Below are 17,761 nucleotides of genomic sequence, written 5' to 3' on the forward strand. Positions count from 1 at the left end.
TTACGCTATTTCTGCATAATCAATACGCCAAAAATAGCTTGATTGATATTGAGTTTCTGCTTGGCTTGGTTACGGATAATTACAAATTCTTGTAGATTCAGCTTAGCTTTATCACTACTTACGTACTCTTTCAGGCTTTGAATATTACTGATTTTAACACCATTGATTGTTTGAATGAGGTCTCCTTTGTTGAATCCTAATTTTGTTGCTAAGGCATCGTCCGTAAAATCAAGTAAGGCTACTCCTATTTCATCAAAACCCAGTCCATAAGCTGATAATTCGTCACCTTGGGGTTCTTTTAAACTTGTACCCATCCAAGTAAAAGCACTGTTTGGCTGTGCATGAATAAACTCAGTATTAATATTAATAGTTGGTATTACAGGCGTTTTGGCAATGGCTTTCAAAGAAGGTTTGGTTACTCCAAAATTATCTAATGGAAAATTTACAAATCCTATTTTCAAAGCTGGTGAAGTATCTTTCACCCTAAAATCACCTTTTTCAGGGTTAACAAACATGGCATCCCCATTTAAAGAATGTTCATCACAACCGTTCTGAGCATACCGCTTCATGTTTTCTTGATTAGATACAAAAAAGTTATAGTCTAGTTCTTTCCCCCATTTGCCATTCTGTGCAATAGATTTGTTCATAACGGCAGGCCTATACGCCATAAACACAATATTGTTTTTAAATACATCCCCACTGTTTTGATACCAAACGTGCGGATGTAAACTATTGTTGATAATGATATTGTTGGTAGCAATTCTATCATAGCCTTCACGCATTTTTAGTCCGCCTCTCAACAACAAATTATTATAAATTCTGTAGCTAGTAGAACCATCGTCAAGGTCAATATCCCAACCGTGGTCACATCGCCAACGACTATTTCTTAAAATATTGGGCTCTAGTATATCCCAAAAAGGCAAAGTTGGTTCTTTGGCAACTTCTGCTACAGTTTCGTTGATTTCTGGTGTCCAAAAGCGGTCACGTCCCCACGAGTTAAAACTTCCGTGGTCGCCTGTTTCTAAGACGGTATTAAAAATATCACAATGCTCAATGATATTCCCACCAAAAGTACCTTCGTTGATATTGATTCCAGCACGAGGTACATCATAAATGGAACAATGATTTACTCTGATTTTGTGCGAAATAGCAATATGCACTGGTGCAGTCTGTTTTTCATCACGCCCTGTCATCGTAATCAAACAGTCTTCTACTAAACAATCTTCTGGGAAATTATCGCCTTTTGGCCCTGGTGTTTTATCCAGATGCTTAAAATCTTGATTCCCATATCTAAACAAAGGGCTTCTTACGGTAGCGGGGTCACCCACAAACGCAATTCCGTTGGCACCACTATGATGAATATAACAACCTTTAATGGTAATTCTACGATTATAATTATTCACAAAAATGGTGTTCCCTCCTACTTGGTCAAACTCACAATCTTTAATAGCACAGTCTTCTGCACCATTGAAAACTACGGCTCCTCCGCGATACACCGTCCAGTCTGAACGCAAGAGTGGTTCTTTGTTATCCATAAAAGTCCGAGCCGCATGGCGAAATACAAATCCTTCAAGGCTTATTCCGCTTACAGGTTTTTCTTTAGAACCATTAAATTCAATCAAATGCCTTAGCCGAACCACCTCTACTTTTGCAGTTTTTAAATCTGTTGTTGATGGTGGCATATAATAAAGACTATGTTCATTTTTATTATAAAACCATTCGCCCTCCACATCCAATTCCTCAAAAACATTCTCGACCATTCGATAAAGTGGGTGCATTGCTGAAGGGCGATTATTCTGCCAACCACCTTCGTATTTGAGTGTTCCATCGGGGTTCTTCCCTTGTATCACCCAGTGCATATCACCCCATAAAGCACTGTGCATGGCATGAATATAACCACCTTCTGGATTTACCCAGTTTTGAGTACGGCTCAATATAAAAGGATTAGTGGCTACATCTGCTTTGGCGTTATGGTCTAACTCCCAAGTATCAAATACATTTTTACCCGCAACAGCGTTTGGAAAACGTGCCATTCTTTGACGAACTCCGTTGATATACAACTGGTCGATTGCTACATTATTAGGCACTTGTGCTTTATAAATTCCCTTTTGCCAAGGTTTCCAATTTAGTTTTAGTAACAAACCTCCACTTATGATGGCTTTACCTTCATGCTCGGCTGTATATTTAATGGGTGATGTCAGGCTTTTGCTATCATCGGCAGTAAAATGAACTGTTTCGGGCAAATAGTAAATACCATCCATAAAAATCACATTGACTGGTTTACCAGCTTGTGTTTTACGTGCTAAGGTTTGAGCTTTGGCAAAACTGGCAACTGGTTTCGCTTTTGTTCCTGCGTTTGTATCATTGCCTTTTGGGGAAACATAAATATTTTGTCCAGCACTAAACAAAAGCGTTTTATCAGCTTGTGCATAGATTATTTGGCTACTTAATAGTAGTAATACAATTTTTATAGTTTTCATCAATCTTGATAATTAGCCCTTGATAGTCAACACATTATTTTAATGACATAAGGAATATTTGATGAAAAATACTATTCTACTCCTTTCACTTCCATTTGTAAGGTATAAACCGATTCTGAGGCGGTAATAAATAATATTTTGCGGTCTTTGCCTCCAAAACAAATATTGCCGACCCAATTAGACGGCACTGGAATATTAACCAATTTTACGCCTTGAGGATTATAAATGGTAACGCCTTTGCCCGTCAAATATAAATTCTCTTGGTTATCTAAGGTCATACCATCTGAGCCCATCGGGGCAAAAAGTTGTCTATTTGCCAATGTTCCATCCGCTTGTATTTCGTATCTGTAGGTTTTGCTATCACCAATATCAGCTACATATAAATACTTTCCGTCGGGCGTGCCAACAATACCATTGGGTCTTTTTAAATCAGCATCTACTTCTACAGGTTGACTAGCTCCTTTCGGTAAATAATATACTTTTTGCCCTTCTATATCTGGCTTTTTTCTTTCCCAGTAGTCACGTTGATAATAAGGGTCAGTAAAATAAATACCGCCTTTGCCGTCAATCCATAAATCATTCGGACCATTAGCTTGATGTCCTTTGATATTATCTAACAATACGGTTTTCTCTCCTTTTAAATTAATAGCCCATAGCTCGTTATGCTCGTCGGCACAGGAGATAATGTTACCTTTTTTATCGAAATACAAGCCATTAGAACGCCCCGACTTTTCCATAAAAAGGGTCAATTTACCATCAGTGCTATACTTCCAAATTTTATCATTTGGCTGGTCGGTAAAATAGATATTACCTTTTTTATCGACTGCTGGGCCTTCGGTAAAAGTAAATTGTTTGGAAACTTGCACTAACACAGCCCCTTTTTGAATGAGATTCAAAGAAGAAATATCATCATTCGACTGTGCCAATAATAATTGATTCGACAACAAGAGTACAGCAAGAATATGGCTAAACTTTATCATATATTTTTGGATTGTTAATACTAAAAAAGCAAGTTACAGATTTGCAACTTGCTTTCTGGAAAGATTTGTATGGTTTGGAAAAATCATTAAGGGAAAAATTGCGGATTTGAAGGCAGGGTTTGTATTTTATTGAGCGTTTCAAGTCGAAAAAGGCTTATAACAGCAAAGAAAGTGGCGAATTTATAGCACTAATGTTCAATCGAAAAAATGCACTTGAATCTACCTCTAAACTGTCATAGAAGCACGTCACCCGCCATTGAGCCAAACACCTGTTATGACCAATACTTCTGGTCATTCATTTGTATTTTCGGTTTCAGTTTCACCTTCGTCTGACACCATAAACTCTAAAAATAGTATTTCCGTTTTCGCATGGTCATTTTCGAATTTTATATTCCATCTCTTCTCCATAAATTCAATTAGATTTATTCCTCGTTCTAAGATAGCATCAGGGTGCCAATCTTCATAAGTTGAAACTTCGATTTCTGAATGTGACCCGTCAGAATAACCTTGTCTAATTTTTTCTTTACGTTCGTTGTACCTTGGATTTTTTTTATCTAAGAAACAGTCATTTTGTAAACTTGAATTAATACTTTGTGATAGAGGAAGTAGATTCCCTAATGTTCCTTGGAATATGTTTATTTCTGATTTTTTATATCCTTTAAATGAATCTTTCCAGCATTGGTTGTCGGGCGTTTGAGGAAAAATATGTTCTATTGAAATTTTGTCTTTTTCCCCTTTTACAAATAATTTCCAGTCAATCTTTTGACTACCTCTCTGTCTGACTTTTTCCATTTCATACTCGTATAGAAAATACTTCAAACCATTCCAATAATAGTAGCCTCCTCCATTTTTGAATTGCTTTTCTAAATACTTTTGAAAATGACCATAGTTAAAATATATTTCAGAAGAGTTTTCAGGAGTATAGAATAACCATCTATCCATATTAGCTTGAAGTTTATTTATAATGTCATCAACACTTAATTCATTATTCCTAAACTGTCTTGCTGCTTTATAAAATTCACTATTGCGATAGGAAGAGAAAGCTCTACTTAATCGAAATGTTATAAAAATAAATCTTTCTATTGCCTTAAATAGTTTAATCCTTTGTTTTGAGTCAACATCTTTAGACAAAAACGAAACAGTCACAAGTGGTCGGAAATAAATAATACCAATTCGGTTCAATCGGTCTATCCATAAACTTTCAGCACTTGTCAAATCTGGATTATTCACTGGATTATGCGTGTTGTACCAATGAACAGCCGCAGCTTTCAAGCTATTTACATAATCTTCGATTTCTTTTGGCGAAAGTTTAGAACGAAGTACAACTTTTTCCTCATTACCATTTTCTTCAATATCCTCTTGATCATTTTCTTTTTCTTCTTCTCTAACTTCTTGAAATTCTTGCAACGTGCTTACAATTACTTCTGTTTTCGCATAAATATTCTGTGATGTAAATTTTTGTTCTAAAAGAAAACGAATGTAATCATCCCCTTTTTCCCTTGTATATTGAAAATACATAATCCAGTGTGCCACAAGAAAATCATCATCATTTAAAGGATTTTGTTTGTTCCTTCCAAGCTGATAATAAACCTCTTTCCAAGAATCATTTATCTTTTCACGTAGGCAAAAACGTTCATCTTTTTTTAATTCTTTCTCATCATAAAGCGTAGTTAGATAAATAAGTCTGTTTTTAAGAAGTTCAAGATTGGAAAGCTTTTTCCCTCTATTGTTCATTGTCTCGAATGCCACGAAAACATCAAAATCATCACTGATTTCATAAACATTGAACATTAAGTTTTGGGTGATTTTTTTAAATAGGGTTTCAATTTCTATTATCCCATATTTCTCATAATAATTTTTGAGATTCTCAGTAAAAAAGCGTTTGGCATTTTCAAGGTTCAAAGTGTAAAAAGTCTCTTGAATCGTTCCACTATTTAGTTCATTGAAAATTCTATATTTCAAAAATTGGAAACTTGGATTATCAACTTCGTAACTAAATTTATATGTGCTAATAATAAATTGAGGGGGTCTTTGAACCACTAAATATTCTTCTTTGATTGCTTTTAGGCTAAAAGACCCAAGGTATATTTCTTCGTCTTTATTTTCGGGTATCGTTTTTAATAATTCTGAAATGGCTTGAATGAAAATTACAAATGTTGTTAGTCTTTGTTGCCCGTCAACAACGTGGAATGGTTTGTAGCCTCTGTCTTCGAGTAGCCACCTTTCATCATTCCAATTATTCCAAACACTTTTATCGACTTTTTTTAGAGATAAAAGTCCTGTATAGTGAAATCTGTCTGGCGGAAGATTAACAACATCTTCCCAAAAATCTTTTAATTGTCTTTCAGTCCAAGCATAACCACGTTGGTAGTCTGGAATTTTAAAAATTCTGTCCTTGAATATGTTCTTTAATGATTCTAATTCGTGCATTTATTATTTATCTTTTTGTTGTTACCATTGTTGGTTTTAGTATTGGGCATAACTCACTAATATGCGAAAGTCTATTCCTATCTATGTAAATTGCTAGAGTATGTATTTCCACTATCTAAACTAACAATTAATTATCACACCTCAAATGCTATTCAAATTTTAAATTCAAGATTTCAAACAAAGCAAATAATTCCGTCATTTCCCTATTACATTTTACCTTATGCTAATTTCATCTAACAAGATGAGTATTGTATCAAACTTTACCAAAAAAAATCTTATCAATGATACAGAAAACCACATGAAAACTGTTTGAAAAAAATGATTGAAACCACAAGTTAATTATATAAAATGTATAGTCATAACTTTCAAGTAGTTGACGTTCGATGGCTGTAAAAACAAAGAGGTCAAAAGCTAACTTTTGACCTCTTTGTTTTTTTAAAACACGCCATAAACTTTACTCATGGCATGACTATCCTAGTTTATTGGGGTTTTATATACTAAATGTCATTCAACTTTAAAAACTACAGATGTTTCATAAGGCATCTTTGAAGGACAGGTAATCGTTAATCCATCAGGTTCTTGTTTCCAGTCCAGTTTTCCTTTGTAACCAAGCAAGGAAACTTTTTTTATACCTTGAGAATAATTACCAGAATTAGAACCCAAAGATTTTATTTTTATGGTAGTATTAGGAGCTGGTACTGTCATACAAAAAGCATAAAGTGCTTTGTCTTTCCCAACCGTAAACCTAAAATCCGTTTCATTAAACTTAAATTCAGCGTGTCTTTTATTTAATGCACCACCTGGCAACATTTTCAACTTATTATTGATGATTTCTCCTTCACCAGGAATACTCCAAGCCTTGCTACCATAAACAGCAGCACCATTTCTACGCATCCAATTACCTACTTCTTTTAACATTTTCAAGCTACCTTCGTCTAAAGAACCATCAGGCAATATAGATATACAAAGGGCGGCATTACCATCCCGTGCTATGGCTTCGATTATGTATCTAATCATCATTCCTGAATCGTAAGTAAAGCCAGGAGCGTAAAACCAGTCACCTACTGGAGCTTCAGCAATCCAAGGTTGAGCAGTATTAATTTTTTCAGGAACACCAAATTCTTCTGTGTTCACTGTACCATTGGTATTATGGCGAAATTTTACGATACTGAAAGTATTAACTATTCCTCTTTTCTGTAATGTACGGTTGTAGAAATCAGCAATTACGTGTTGCATAGCATCAGCTTTTATCCCTGTTCCTGTTCCATTCCCAGTAAAAGGGCCTTGCACTGTACCATCAGTATAGATAAAATCTGGGTCATAATGCGCTACAACATCCATCATTCGCAGAGCCCAATTAGTTGTGTACCATTTAGCATAATCAAGATGGTTTGAAAAAATACCAGCTGGAGGTGGCGACCATTCTGTATGTGCATTTTGTTCTACCCCTTTATATTCTCGGAGGTCGATACCATAAAGCATTCTAGGGTCATAACCTTCCCACCATTTCCCTTTTCCATCGGCAAGACTAAGGTGTCCGTCATAAGGAATACCTTTTTTCTCCCCTTCTTTGTCACTACCAAAGGCTGTTTGCCACCACCACCATGTATATTCATGGTGGAAGGTTACACCAAAACGCATTCCATCTGATTTACAAGCCTTTGCCCATTCCGCTATTAAATCACGCTTAGGGCCGATATTTACTGAATTCCAAGGCTGATATTTTGAATTCCATAAATCATAATTGTCATGATGCACCCCCTGAATCATAAGATATTTTGCACCAGCATCTCTGTATATTTTAGTGAGTTGCGATGGGTTAAGTTTGGTGGGATTCCAGTCACGCAATACTTCTTTATATCCAACCTCTGATGGGTGTCCATATTTTTTTATATGATTAGTATAAGCCTTTTTTTCCGATTTATACAAATTACGTGCATACCAGTCACCACTTTCTCCTGCTGATTGTGGACCAAAGTGAACCCAAATACCAAACTTGGCATCACGAAGCCACTGAGGAGTACCCGGGTAGTTTTTTTCAATCGATTCCCATGTTGGTTCAAAAGGTCCTTTTGTAATAGGAATATTTAACTTCATTTCTGGAAATGTTTTCCAATCTCCTAAAGTCTCACTATCAACTGGCTTTGGCTTTGAAATTGTTGGAAATGGATTCTTCTCTTGTGCATACACACAAGCAGGCATCATGAAGAAAACAAGCATTACAAATATATTTTTCATGGTTTGTTGTAGCTCAATAGAGCATTTTTTATTTTTTAAAATGTCTTAGCAAATGAAAAATTAATTTTTCATTTGCTAAGACATTTTAAGGATATAACCTCAAGCAATATCAATATCCCGGATTTTGAGTTAAGGCTTTATTAATGTCTCTTTCAGATTGAGGAATTGGCCATAATTCATTTTTCCCAGCGATAAAAGCCCTCTTTTGATACAATAAAAAGCCCTGAGCATCTACGGGGTAATCCTTATAAGTAGCTGGTGAATTGGTAAGTTTCATCCCTGTAAACTGTCGGTTCAGCTCCGTTGCAGCAGTACCCCATCTGAGTATATCATAATAATGAATACCCTCAAATGCCAATTCTACTTTGCGTTCTCTTCTTATGATTGTTCTTAATAAATTAGCGTCTGTAACAGTTACTGGAGGCATATTGACAGTAGCTCTACCCCTAACCTTATTGATTGTGGCATCTAATAATGTTTGATTAATAGCCTCTCCCGCTTCCAACTTTGATTCAAGATAGCTTAAAAGTACCTCTGCGTAGCGAATCAAAGTAAAGTTACCGCCATAGTTCATCAGGTTTCCTGCAAACGTAGAATCCATGTATTTATTAATACAATAGCCACTCCAGTTGTATCTACTCATTCTATCAGGCGAATTAGATTCTGGTCTTGAAACATACTTAACCCCTTTAAATACGGTACGGTCGGATATCATTATTGTTTGATCGAGCCTAGGGTCACGATTATCGTATGGGGCATTCGGATTATACAAGGGAGATTCCTCAACGGTTTTACCATCAATGCATTCATAAGATTGTACTAATTCGTTATAAGGAGAAAACTGGTGCCATCCTCCATAACTTTCTGGATAAAGATATTGCAACATTACGTGTGAATAAGTATCCTCATGATACTGTGATGCCAAAATTATCTCATTACTACTCTCTCCTGTTTGAATAAACAACTTTTTAAAACCACCCTGTTCTATCGAATAAACGCCGCTATCCAAGATTTTTTTATACGTTGCCGCTGCATCACTCCATTTCTTTTCAGCCATTTGTACTCTACCCAGAATCGCCAAAGCAGCACCCGCGGTAATACGCCCCATTTCGCTACTAGGACGAGTAGCTGGCAACATCGAAGCACTTTCCTTTAATTCATTTTCAACAAATGTCCATACTTCGGCTTTAGCAGTTCTGGTTATTGAATTAGCTTCGGTTACCGTCAGTAAATGTTTAGGCAAAGGGATGTCGCCAAAGTACAATGCCAGATTGAATAAAGAATATGCCCTTAAAGTACGTACTTCTGATTTTATTATATTTTTCTTGGTTTGATCAAAAGGGATTGCGTCTATGTGGTCTAAAAAATTATTACATTTAGCAATTTTACTATATGTATTAGACCAAATACTGCTTGTTACCCAGTACGAAGCATTCAATGTACCATCGGTAACATGATCTGGAATTAGCTCTTTTTCAGAACCTAACCCAGCCATAAAATCAAGGTAAAGCACCGCACGAGCATTCCAAAAATCCTCACCAGACCACCCTGCCCCAATGTTGTAACATCCGACTAATGCCAAATTAGCATCTTTTTCTGTTTTCCAGAAAGTTCCATCTGAAATTGAATCAAGTGGCTGTTTATCAAAATAATCATTTTTACAAGCCGAAATGGAAAAGAAAAGTAAAAAGAGCAATCCTATTTTGAAAGGGGGCAATGTTGTATATATATGATTGAATTTCATGTCTTTCAATTGTTTAGTAAAAAATATGTCAGAATAATTTAGAATGATACATTTACACCAAAGGTATAAACACTTGTGAGCGGATAAAATCCACCGTTTTGTGCCATTTCAGGGTCCCAACCTTGGTAATATGAATTAATTGAAAGGAGGTTTTGTCCACTAAAATATATTCTGAGCCTACTTATCTTCATTTGTTCTATCAATTTATTACTGAAACTATAGCCTACTTGTAGGTTTTTGAGTCTTGCAAAACTTGCATCTCTGTTCCAGTAAGTAGATGATTGAATAATACCACTACCCTCGTTTAGGCTTGTTAACTTTGGATACAGCGCATTTGGATCGGGGTTTTCTGTAGTCCAACGATTTTCTACTTGCCATCTCTGTATTTGTCCACCGTTAAAGAAAGCAAACGCCTGATAGTTATTCATCTGCTTTTTCCATCCTGCAAGTCCTTGAATTAATACTGACAAATCAAATCCTTTATAATTGGCAGTAAGGGTAAGTCCAAAATTATATTTAGGAACGGTATTGCCTATAAAAGTTCTATCGTAAGTAGCATCTACCTTGCCATCAGGCACACCGTCTGGGCCACTAATATCTTTAAATCTTATAAAACCAGGCTCTGCTGAATAGGGCTGTTTTGGATAAGTAGCCACATCATTAGCATCTTTAAATAACCCATCGGCTATATAACCATAAGTTACTCCTAGTGGCTGTCCTACAAATAGATTGGCACTAATATTTTGCTGGAGACCATTGGCTAATTCAGTCACTTTATTATTAACAATCGTAAAATTTGGCGATACCCCTAGTTTAAATTTACCAATGGTTGTTCGGTAATTTAGACTTGCCTCAAAACCTGTATTCTCTACCCCACCAATGTTTACAGGAGATGTACCAAGCCCTAAAGTAGCTGAACTTGCTATGCTATAAAGCACACCCGAAGTTTGTTTTTTGAAGACTCCAAAGGTAAAATCTAGCTTGCCTTTCCATAAACTTGCATCTATTCCAATATCAGTGGTAGTGGTGGTTTCCCAAGTAATATCTGCATTGCTAAGCCTGCTACTGGCAGCACCAGAAGCCAATACGCCTCCAATAGAATAGTTCTGTCCTAAAGAAACAATATTTTGATATGGGTATGTACCTACATTCTGATTACCTAATTTACCCCAACTTGCTCTTACCTTTAGGTTGTCTATCCAAAGTACATTTTTCAAAAAATCTTCTTCAGAAATTATCCAGCCTGCCGAAAATGAAGGAAAATATCCCCATCTACCCTTTTCGGGAAAACGTGAGGTAGCATCTGAGCGAATATTTGCTTCAAATAAATATCGGTCGTTATAGATATAATTAACCCTACTGAAAAAAGAACGCATTGACCAAGCTGAGGCTGAACCTGAATTACTCATCCCTGTAGCCGAACCTGCATTTAGTTCATACAAGGTATTGGTTGGAAAATCTTTCCGATAAGCCGACATCCCTAGGTCGTCATATTGTTCCTCAGATACTCCACCTAATATTGTAAAGGAATGCTTGTTGATTTGCTTGGTATATGTAGCAAGCGATTGAAGGGTTAATTGTTGCCCTTGGCCTGTTGATATACTTAAATTATTAGGACCAACCGTCTTGAAAGCATTAAATACAAAATCTGAGGCATAATCTTTATTATAGTAACTCCAATAGTTATACCCAACCTTTCCACTCAACGTAAAACCTTTGAATAACTCCCACGCAATTTCGGTGCTACCTAAAAAATATTTGTTGGTACCTTTGTAAAAAGATTCACTAGACATCCAAGCCTCTGGACTGTAATTGTCTTGATACCCATAGGTTCCATCAGATTTTTTTCCTGCAAAAATAGGTGCTTCACGCACAGCAAAATTAATCATGTGGTTCATTCCTCCTTCATAGTGTCTAGGCGAATGATTTTCAGAAGTATATCCTGATAGGCTTACCTTTAACGTAAGGTTATCTTTAATTTTACTATCGGTATTTAATAGGAAATTATACTTTGAATAGCCATTTTTAGCTACTATACCATCTTGTTGAAGATACCCTAGCGACAATAAATAACGTGTTTTATCATTGCCACCCATAAAACTCATATTATGGTTGGTCTGAAAGCCATTACCAGAAGTTAGTAGATTTTTAAGATGAGGCACATTCGGATAATTGTCTGGATCTGACCCATTTCTAAATTTTTCTATTTCAGCATCTGTGTAAGACAAACCAGCACCAGCATTCACATTTGCTTCATTTCTAAGTTTGGCAAACTCCCACGATTCAACAAAGTCAGGAAGTTGAGTAGGTTTTTGCCAGCCAGCATAGCTATTGTAACTAACCTGCATTTTTCCATTTTCTCCTCGTTTTGTTTCAATCAATATTACTCCGTTGGCGGCTCTACTACCATACATTGCTGCCGAAGCGGCGTCTTTCAAAACCGAAACACTCTTAATATTGTTGGGGTCAACATCATTAATAGAAGTTGCTAAACCATCTACTAAAATTAAAGGACCACCACCTGCACCATACGACCCTATCCCTCTAATAGTAATGCTAGCACCATTATTACCGGGCTGCCCAGAACCCTGCGACACCGAAACCCCTGTGGCTAAACCTGCTAAAGCTTGTGATGACTGCGTGATGGGTCTATCCGCAATTTCCTTTGCAGAAACTGTCGAGACAGAGCCTGTTAAATTTACTTTTTTCTGAGTACCATATCCCACTACCACAACTTCATCCAAATTAAGTTGATCAATAACCAATTGTACTTTCATATCGGAAGTCTTCCCTACTAATACTTCTCTTTTTTTATACCCAATAAATGAGAAAACCAGAATACTATTATTGTCGGGGACGCTGATATTAAATTTACCTTTTTCATCCGTTACTCCTCCTCTGGTTGTTCCTTTTATCGTAATGCTTACTCCCACTAAAGGCTCTCCTTTTTCATCGGTTACGGTTCCCGTTATGTTTTGTTCTTGAAGCTCCAATTGAGGTTCAAGACTTTGGTCGTTTTTTTCGATGCTGACATTACTCTTCTTCAACAGAATACGTTCGCCCTGAATCTCATAACTGATGCTTAGTGGCGTAAATAGTTCTTTTAAGACATCTCTTAATTCACGGTTCTTAGCCACAATACTAATTTTTCGTTTAGCACTAATATTCTTTGGGCTATAGAAAAAGTTGATTTTCGCAGCATTTTCTAACGCTGAAAGTGCTTCCGACAATCCTTTTTCTTCGATACGCACTGTTATCTTTTGTTGCAGTATATCTTGTCCGCTTACTTCACTAGCATACGATAACGTAGTGAAGACAATAGCAATTAATATCTGTCCAGCTGAAATTTTCATAATGGATAGCAACGTTGCTAACGTTAATAGATTTTTTTTCATAAATTGTACTGTTTTTGTTGTTTTGGAAAAATTGGCAAAAATATTCCCTAACACTTCTTCCTAAGGAAGTGCTTGATTCGCGTCTAAAAGGGAATGGTATCAAGTCGATAAATGCTGAGAACATTTATCGGCTTTTCTTTTTCTCAGGAGGAATTGGTACTGTTTTTTTTCATAATTGAGATATTTTTTGAGTTAGAGTATTGATAATATTTCTTAATTTATATTAATGAGGGAAACAAATCTTTTTATTTCAAAGTCACTTATATTGAATTTTGGCAAGGTCAACCATCAAGGGAAAAATAAATTATCTTCTCTCAAAGTCCTTACTTTTCTTGTCTTGACACAAGAAAAGTAACAAAAGAAAGTCAAGAATTTATAAACTCGCTATCGCTCAAACAGTATAAATTCATTAAATGCTGACGCATGAATAATAGAAAAATTTTTAGTTGTAAAACCTTTAAAATTTCTAAGCAAATTCAATATCAATTATTTGTCACTAAACAATCATTCACAACCTTTTCCAGATACAATTATTTGTGCGTCAACTACTTGGTAATCTATTCCTGTAATTTTGGCAATGCTGTTGAGTTTATCAAACATGGTTTCGTCTGATAGATTTCCGTTGATGGTGCATTCTTCAAAAAGGTTTTCATCATAAATTATTTTAATGCCATATGCCTTTTCTAAATCTGTAAATACTTTGGCCAACGAGGCATTCTTGTAGATAAATTCTTGTTTTTGTAAGGTCGTAGTAAGTATAGTTGGTGTAGTAACTATTTTCTTCATCAATTTGGCGGTGGATGATGAGTAAATGGCTTCTTGATTGGGGGTAACCACAATGCCGTTTGCTTCTGAAAAATGAACACCTTTTTCAATTGTATTAGATTCTAACTGCGAAACCACCGAGACTCTCCCTGTTTTTACGACTACTCTTTCCTCTTCTGTTTCGGGATTTGCTTTAATGGTAAAACTTGTACCCAGTACTTTGGTAATTAATTTTTTGGTGTAAATCAAAAATGGTCTTTTTGGGTTTTTTGTTACTTCAAAAAAGGCTTCTCCTACCAAAAACACTTCTCGCTTATCTGCTTCAAAAACTTTGGGGTAACGAATCTTCGCATTTTTTGCTAGTACTATCTCCGAGCCATCAGCCATCATCACACTCATGGGTTGGTCAGAAGTGTTTTCTTTTTCGATAAACGCTATGCTAGTATTGCGGGCTGATAGTTGTGGAATATCAAATATTTTGTCAGACTCTTTTTGATAATTCATCCACCAGCCCAAACCAATTAATAAGGTGACAGACGCTGCCAATTGCCAAAGATATCTTCCCCAATTATTCGGGGTTTCTGAAACCTCCATTTCTGACTCTACGCCCTGCCATATTTTGGCGACTGATGCATCTTCATCGATGGAGGTATTTTGAATAGAGGCAAGCGTTTTTATCATTGATTTTGCCTCCATTATCATGGCTTTTTTTTCAGGGTTCTCTTGTAGAAAATCTTGCCAAAATTCATTAGTATGTTTATCAGGATTTTGTACCCATCGACAAAAAAAATCGTCTTTTACAAAATCTATGGTATCGAATTCAGAGTAATTCATAGTATATGAGTGAGTTAATTATAGAATGACAAGGACAACAAAAATATATCCTATTTTTTGTACAAATTTTTACATTTAATTTACAAAAAATAGCTAAGTACAAATAAATCAATGATTTATTTAATGAAAAAATTAATAACAAACAGCAGAAAATGTACAGGGAAGTGAATAGACTGGCGTAAAGCGAATAAAGCTTTTTGGATAAGATTGCCCACTGAGGCATAATTGATCTCCATCATTTCTGCGATTTGGGCATTCGAGAATTGATGATAGTATTTTAAATTAATGACTTCTCGCTGGCGTTGCGATAATTGTCCGAAGGCTTTTTCAAGTCTTTCTAATTGTTCTTTTTGATTTTCTTCTTCAATCATCAATCCCTCAAAAGATGCTTCAAACAATGCTTCCAGATTCTCTTCTATTTCATCAGCATGTTTAGTGAAGTCATACTTTACTGTACGCATCAACTTATTTTTGAGCGAACGGAATAAATAAAACTTAATCGAATCGGTATCAGAAAGGTTTTCTCTACTTTGCCATAGCTCCAAAAAAATATCTTGGATACAGTCTTCCACTACGGTAAGGTTTGTGGAAATCTTGAGGGTAATGCCATAATTTAGCAAAGGCTTGGCATAAAGCTGATAAATTTTAGCAAAGGCCTTCTTATCACCTTTTTTGAAGGTTTGCCAAAGGGCTAAATCATCGTTATGGAGGGGTTTGATTGCCAACGCGTATTAATTTTTATTAAAAGCTATGTATTAATACTTTATCAAAAAGCTCATCGTGTCTTGCTGACACAAACAATAAGGAATAAATATTAAAATATACTGATAAAATTATCATTTTTTTATATAATTATCCAAAAACAGAGGTTTTTTAGAGAAGCCGTAAAAATAATAGAGCCAAAAAATAAAATTCTTTGGCTCTGGTTACTATTATTTTCAATCAAAAATTTTATTCCTAAGTGGTGTTTTAGTCTCTTAAACAGTGTTCTGAAGTTAAATGAAGAGTAACCCTTATCACTAACGAGGGACATAAGTCCCTCGTTAGTGATAAACATTGTATCCCTGTTTTCCTTTGCCAATAAGTTTTACAGCTTGTCCATTGATGATAGCCGAGACGTCATCAGGTAAATTAATAAGTTGTTTGATGGGTGGAGCGGTAGTAGCAAAAAGTCTATCACTGACAATGACTGATGCCAGAGACAAACCTGTAGTTTGAATAAAATTTCTATGTTTCATAAAGAATTTAAAAATGAGAGTGAATCAATTTTTTGGTTTTGTAAAGACAATCGGCTGTTTAATATTTATGAAGCTGTTTAAACTTTCCCTTTCGGGTTAAACTAAGTCTTTTAGAATAGCTTGTTCCAAAATTTACTCAACGTAGCGATGCTATGCTTCGCAAATGTTGAAAGAATCAATCCAAAAATACAATACTTTCACCTCAGAAACGGAAAGTTTAAACAGCTTCTATGCCTAACAATCAATGCAACAAAATTGTGCAACAAATTTACTTCTTCTTAAAATAAGAAACCTTAGGGTAAACCCTAGGTTTGTTTTTTGGAATAAATAAATTTTATATGAGATTAATCCAGTTTAAGGAATGGACTAAACCAAAAAATCTCCTATTTTCATAAGAGAGATTTTTAATACGCAGTCATTCGTTTCTAACGAAGACCGCAGTCGCTCGCTTTCAAGCGAGTGACGATTATTATAAGGCTTCCAGCCGCAATACGGTAACCGCAAGGGTTACCGCTACTTTACTAAAATGCACTTTATTTTTATGAATTGAATTCGGCTAGAAGCTTTTTCCGTGGTCTGTGGCACGCAGAACACTTGCATTACTTGTGTTCTGTGTGCCACCATAGCCGTCAGGCTATTGATTTTAAGACTTGTAAAGGACTTTTTTTTATCTGTATTTTATTTTTCATCTTATGTTCCTTAATGGCAAAAATGTGCCAATGTTGCAGTAGTGAGATTATCCATTCTTTCATTGTCTTTATTTGATATATTATATTACTAGTAAGTGATGTTAGTTTTTTTTAAAGGTACTTGAGGCTTTTATTTCACTAAGTTCAAAGTTGTCATCAATGGCTATTTTAGCCTTAAACAATGCCTGTAACTGATTGTTAATCAGTATGAGAATGAGTCTTCCATATAACATACATTCAAAACGGAATATACTCATAGGCTTTACTTGGTCTATCTCAAAAATAGATTTCCAGATCTTAAAAATTAGCTCTATTTGCCATCTAATTCCATAAAATAGTCTAATGAGTTCTGATGGCAATTGTTCCTGACTTGCATTGGTTATAAACAGATTATACGCACAAAGTTCAACTCTTAGCTCAGAGAGATTCCATTGTTGGCTTTTCGCAGCTTTTTGTAATTTATCCAACCGTTGCAGTCTAACAGGTTCAGGTACTCTTTCAATACATACTCTTACAGCAATACTATTTTTATGAGTTTTAGGATGAGCTAAATAACACTCGAACGAAACCATTGAATCATCTTTAGGAAAATGATTCGCTATGGAAATAGGCTCATTGGTATCTGGGTCAAATAGACAGGCATTGGTCTTTAAGCGAGAAACAAAGTAAGCACCAAGCTGAGTATATTCTTTAAAAGATTGATAATTCCAGTAACCTAAATCATTTACAATTAAATCATTAGCTTGATATGAAGGCTGGTATTGGGTATTGATTTTGGCATCTGGTACTCTGCCAGACTCCAAAACTAACTGTTCAACTTTTCCCTCAAGATAGTTTACACAATAATCTATTTTTATGCTTGCCCCAGTTTTAGAAGCATCTTTACTTGGATAGAAATTTGATAAAGAAGTCGGTAATTGCCAAGTGCTTGAGTCTCGGAGTAAAATTCGATTAAAAGTAGTCGTTAA

10 protein-coding genes are annotated in these 17,761 nt (G+C 35.6%); all 10 read right to left on the reverse strand.

The annotated features are described in order from the left end of the window. Nucleotides 1–5 precede the first annotated feature (5 nt). Nucleotides 6–2,480 carry a right-handed parallel beta-helix repeat-containing protein gene (locus VB264_RS07575; protein WP_323248139.1) on the reverse strand — a complete coding sequence of 825 codons (2,475 nt, stop codon included), beginning with the start codon at nt 2,478–2,480 and terminating at the stop codon, nt 6–8. Between the two features lie 71 nt (nt 2,481–2,551). After that, the gene (locus VB264_RS07580; RefSeq protein ID WP_323248141.1) at nt 2,552–3,460 is read right to left on the reverse strand and encodes an SMP-30/gluconolactonase/LRE family protein; all 909 of its coding nucleotides are present in this window, start codon (nt 3,458–3,460) and stop codon (nt 2,552–2,554) included. 291 nt (nt 3,461–3,751) lie between these two features. Beyond that, nucleotides 3,752–5,890 carry a DUF262 domain-containing protein gene (locus tag VB264_RS07585; protein WP_323248143.1) on the reverse strand — a complete coding sequence of 713 codons (2,139 nt, stop codon included), beginning with the start codon at nt 5,888–5,890 and terminating at the stop codon, nt 3,752–3,754. A 504-nt stretch (nt 5,891–6,394) separates the two neighbouring features. After that, nucleotides 6,395–8,128, reverse strand: coding sequence for an alpha-L-fucosidase (locus VB264_RS07590; RefSeq protein WP_323248145.1), 1,734 nt, complete (start codon nt 8,126–8,128; stop codon nt 6,395–6,397). Nucleotides 8,129–8,237: 109 nt separating this feature from the next. Next, nucleotides 8,238–9,872, reverse strand: a complete 1,635-nt coding sequence (locus VB264_RS07595) for a RagB/SusD family nutrient uptake outer membrane protein (protein ID WP_323248147.1) — start codon at nt 9,870–9,872, stop codon at nt 8,238–8,240. Between the two features lie 38 nt (nt 9,873–9,910). Beyond that, complete coding sequence (locus VB264_RS07600) at nt 9,911–13,267, reverse strand: TonB-dependent receptor (RefSeq protein ID WP_323248149.1); 3,357 nt, start codon at nt 13,265–13,267, stop codon at nt 9,911–9,913. Between the two features lie 504 nt (nt 13,268–13,771). Next, on the reverse strand, nt 13,772–14,866 hold the full coding sequence (locus VB264_RS07605; protein ID WP_323248151.1) for a FecR family protein: 1,095 nt from the start codon (nt 14,864–14,866) through the stop codon (nt 13,772–13,774). Between the two features lie 116 nt (nt 14,867–14,982). Next, complete coding sequence (locus VB264_RS07610) at nt 14,983–15,591, reverse strand: RNA polymerase sigma factor (protein WP_323248153.1); 609 nt, start codon at nt 15,589–15,591, stop codon at nt 14,983–14,985. A gap of 318 nt (nt 15,592–15,909) precedes the next feature. Beyond that, complete coding sequence (locus VB264_RS07615) at nt 15,910–16,104, reverse strand: hypothetical protein (protein WP_323248155.1); 195 nt, start codon at nt 16,102–16,104, stop codon at nt 15,910–15,912. Between the two features lie 790 nt (nt 16,105–16,894). Next, nucleotides 16,895–17,761: IS4 family transposase (locus tag VB264_RS07620; protein ID WP_323248156.1), on the reverse strand; the 867-nt coding region annotated here is incomplete at its 5' end.

The organism is Arcicella aquatica (genome assembly GCF_034928825.1).
Taxonomy (GTDB): domain Bacteria; phylum Bacteroidota; class Bacteroidia; order Cytophagales; family Spirosomataceae; genus Arcicella; species Arcicella aquatica.

Bases quoted from the DNA above. Each gene is read 5' to 3' on its own strand.
- VB264_RS07605 (WP_323248151.1), bottom strand. From the start codon at position 14,866: ATGAATTACTCTGAATTCGATACCATAGATTTTGTAAAAGACGATTTT.
- VB264_RS07595 (WP_323248147.1), bottom strand. From the start codon at position 9,872: ATGAAATTCAATCATATATATACAACATTGCCCCCTTTCAAAATAGGA.
- VB264_RS07575 (WP_323248139.1), bottom strand. From the start codon at position 2,480: ATGAAAACTATAAAAATTGTATTACTACTATTAAGTAGCCAAATAATC.
- VB264_RS07585 (WP_323248143.1), bottom strand. From the start codon at position 5,890: ATGCACGAATTAGAATCATTAAAGAACATATTCAAGGACAGAATTTTT.
- VB264_RS07590 (WP_323248145.1), bottom strand. From the start codon at position 8,128: ATGAAAAATATATTTGTAATGCTTGTTTTCTTCATGATGCCTGCTTGT.
- VB264_RS07600 (WP_323248149.1), bottom strand. From the start codon at position 13,267: ATGAAAAAAAATCTATTAACGTTAGCAACGTTGCTATCCATTATGAAA.
- VB264_RS07615 (WP_323248155.1), bottom strand. From the start codon at position 16,104: ATGAAACATAGAAATTTTATTCAAACTACAGGTTTGTCTCTGGCATCA.
- VB264_RS07580 (WP_323248141.1), bottom strand. From the start codon at position 3,460: ATGATAAAGTTTAGCCATATTCTTGCTGTACTCTTGTTGTCGAATCAA.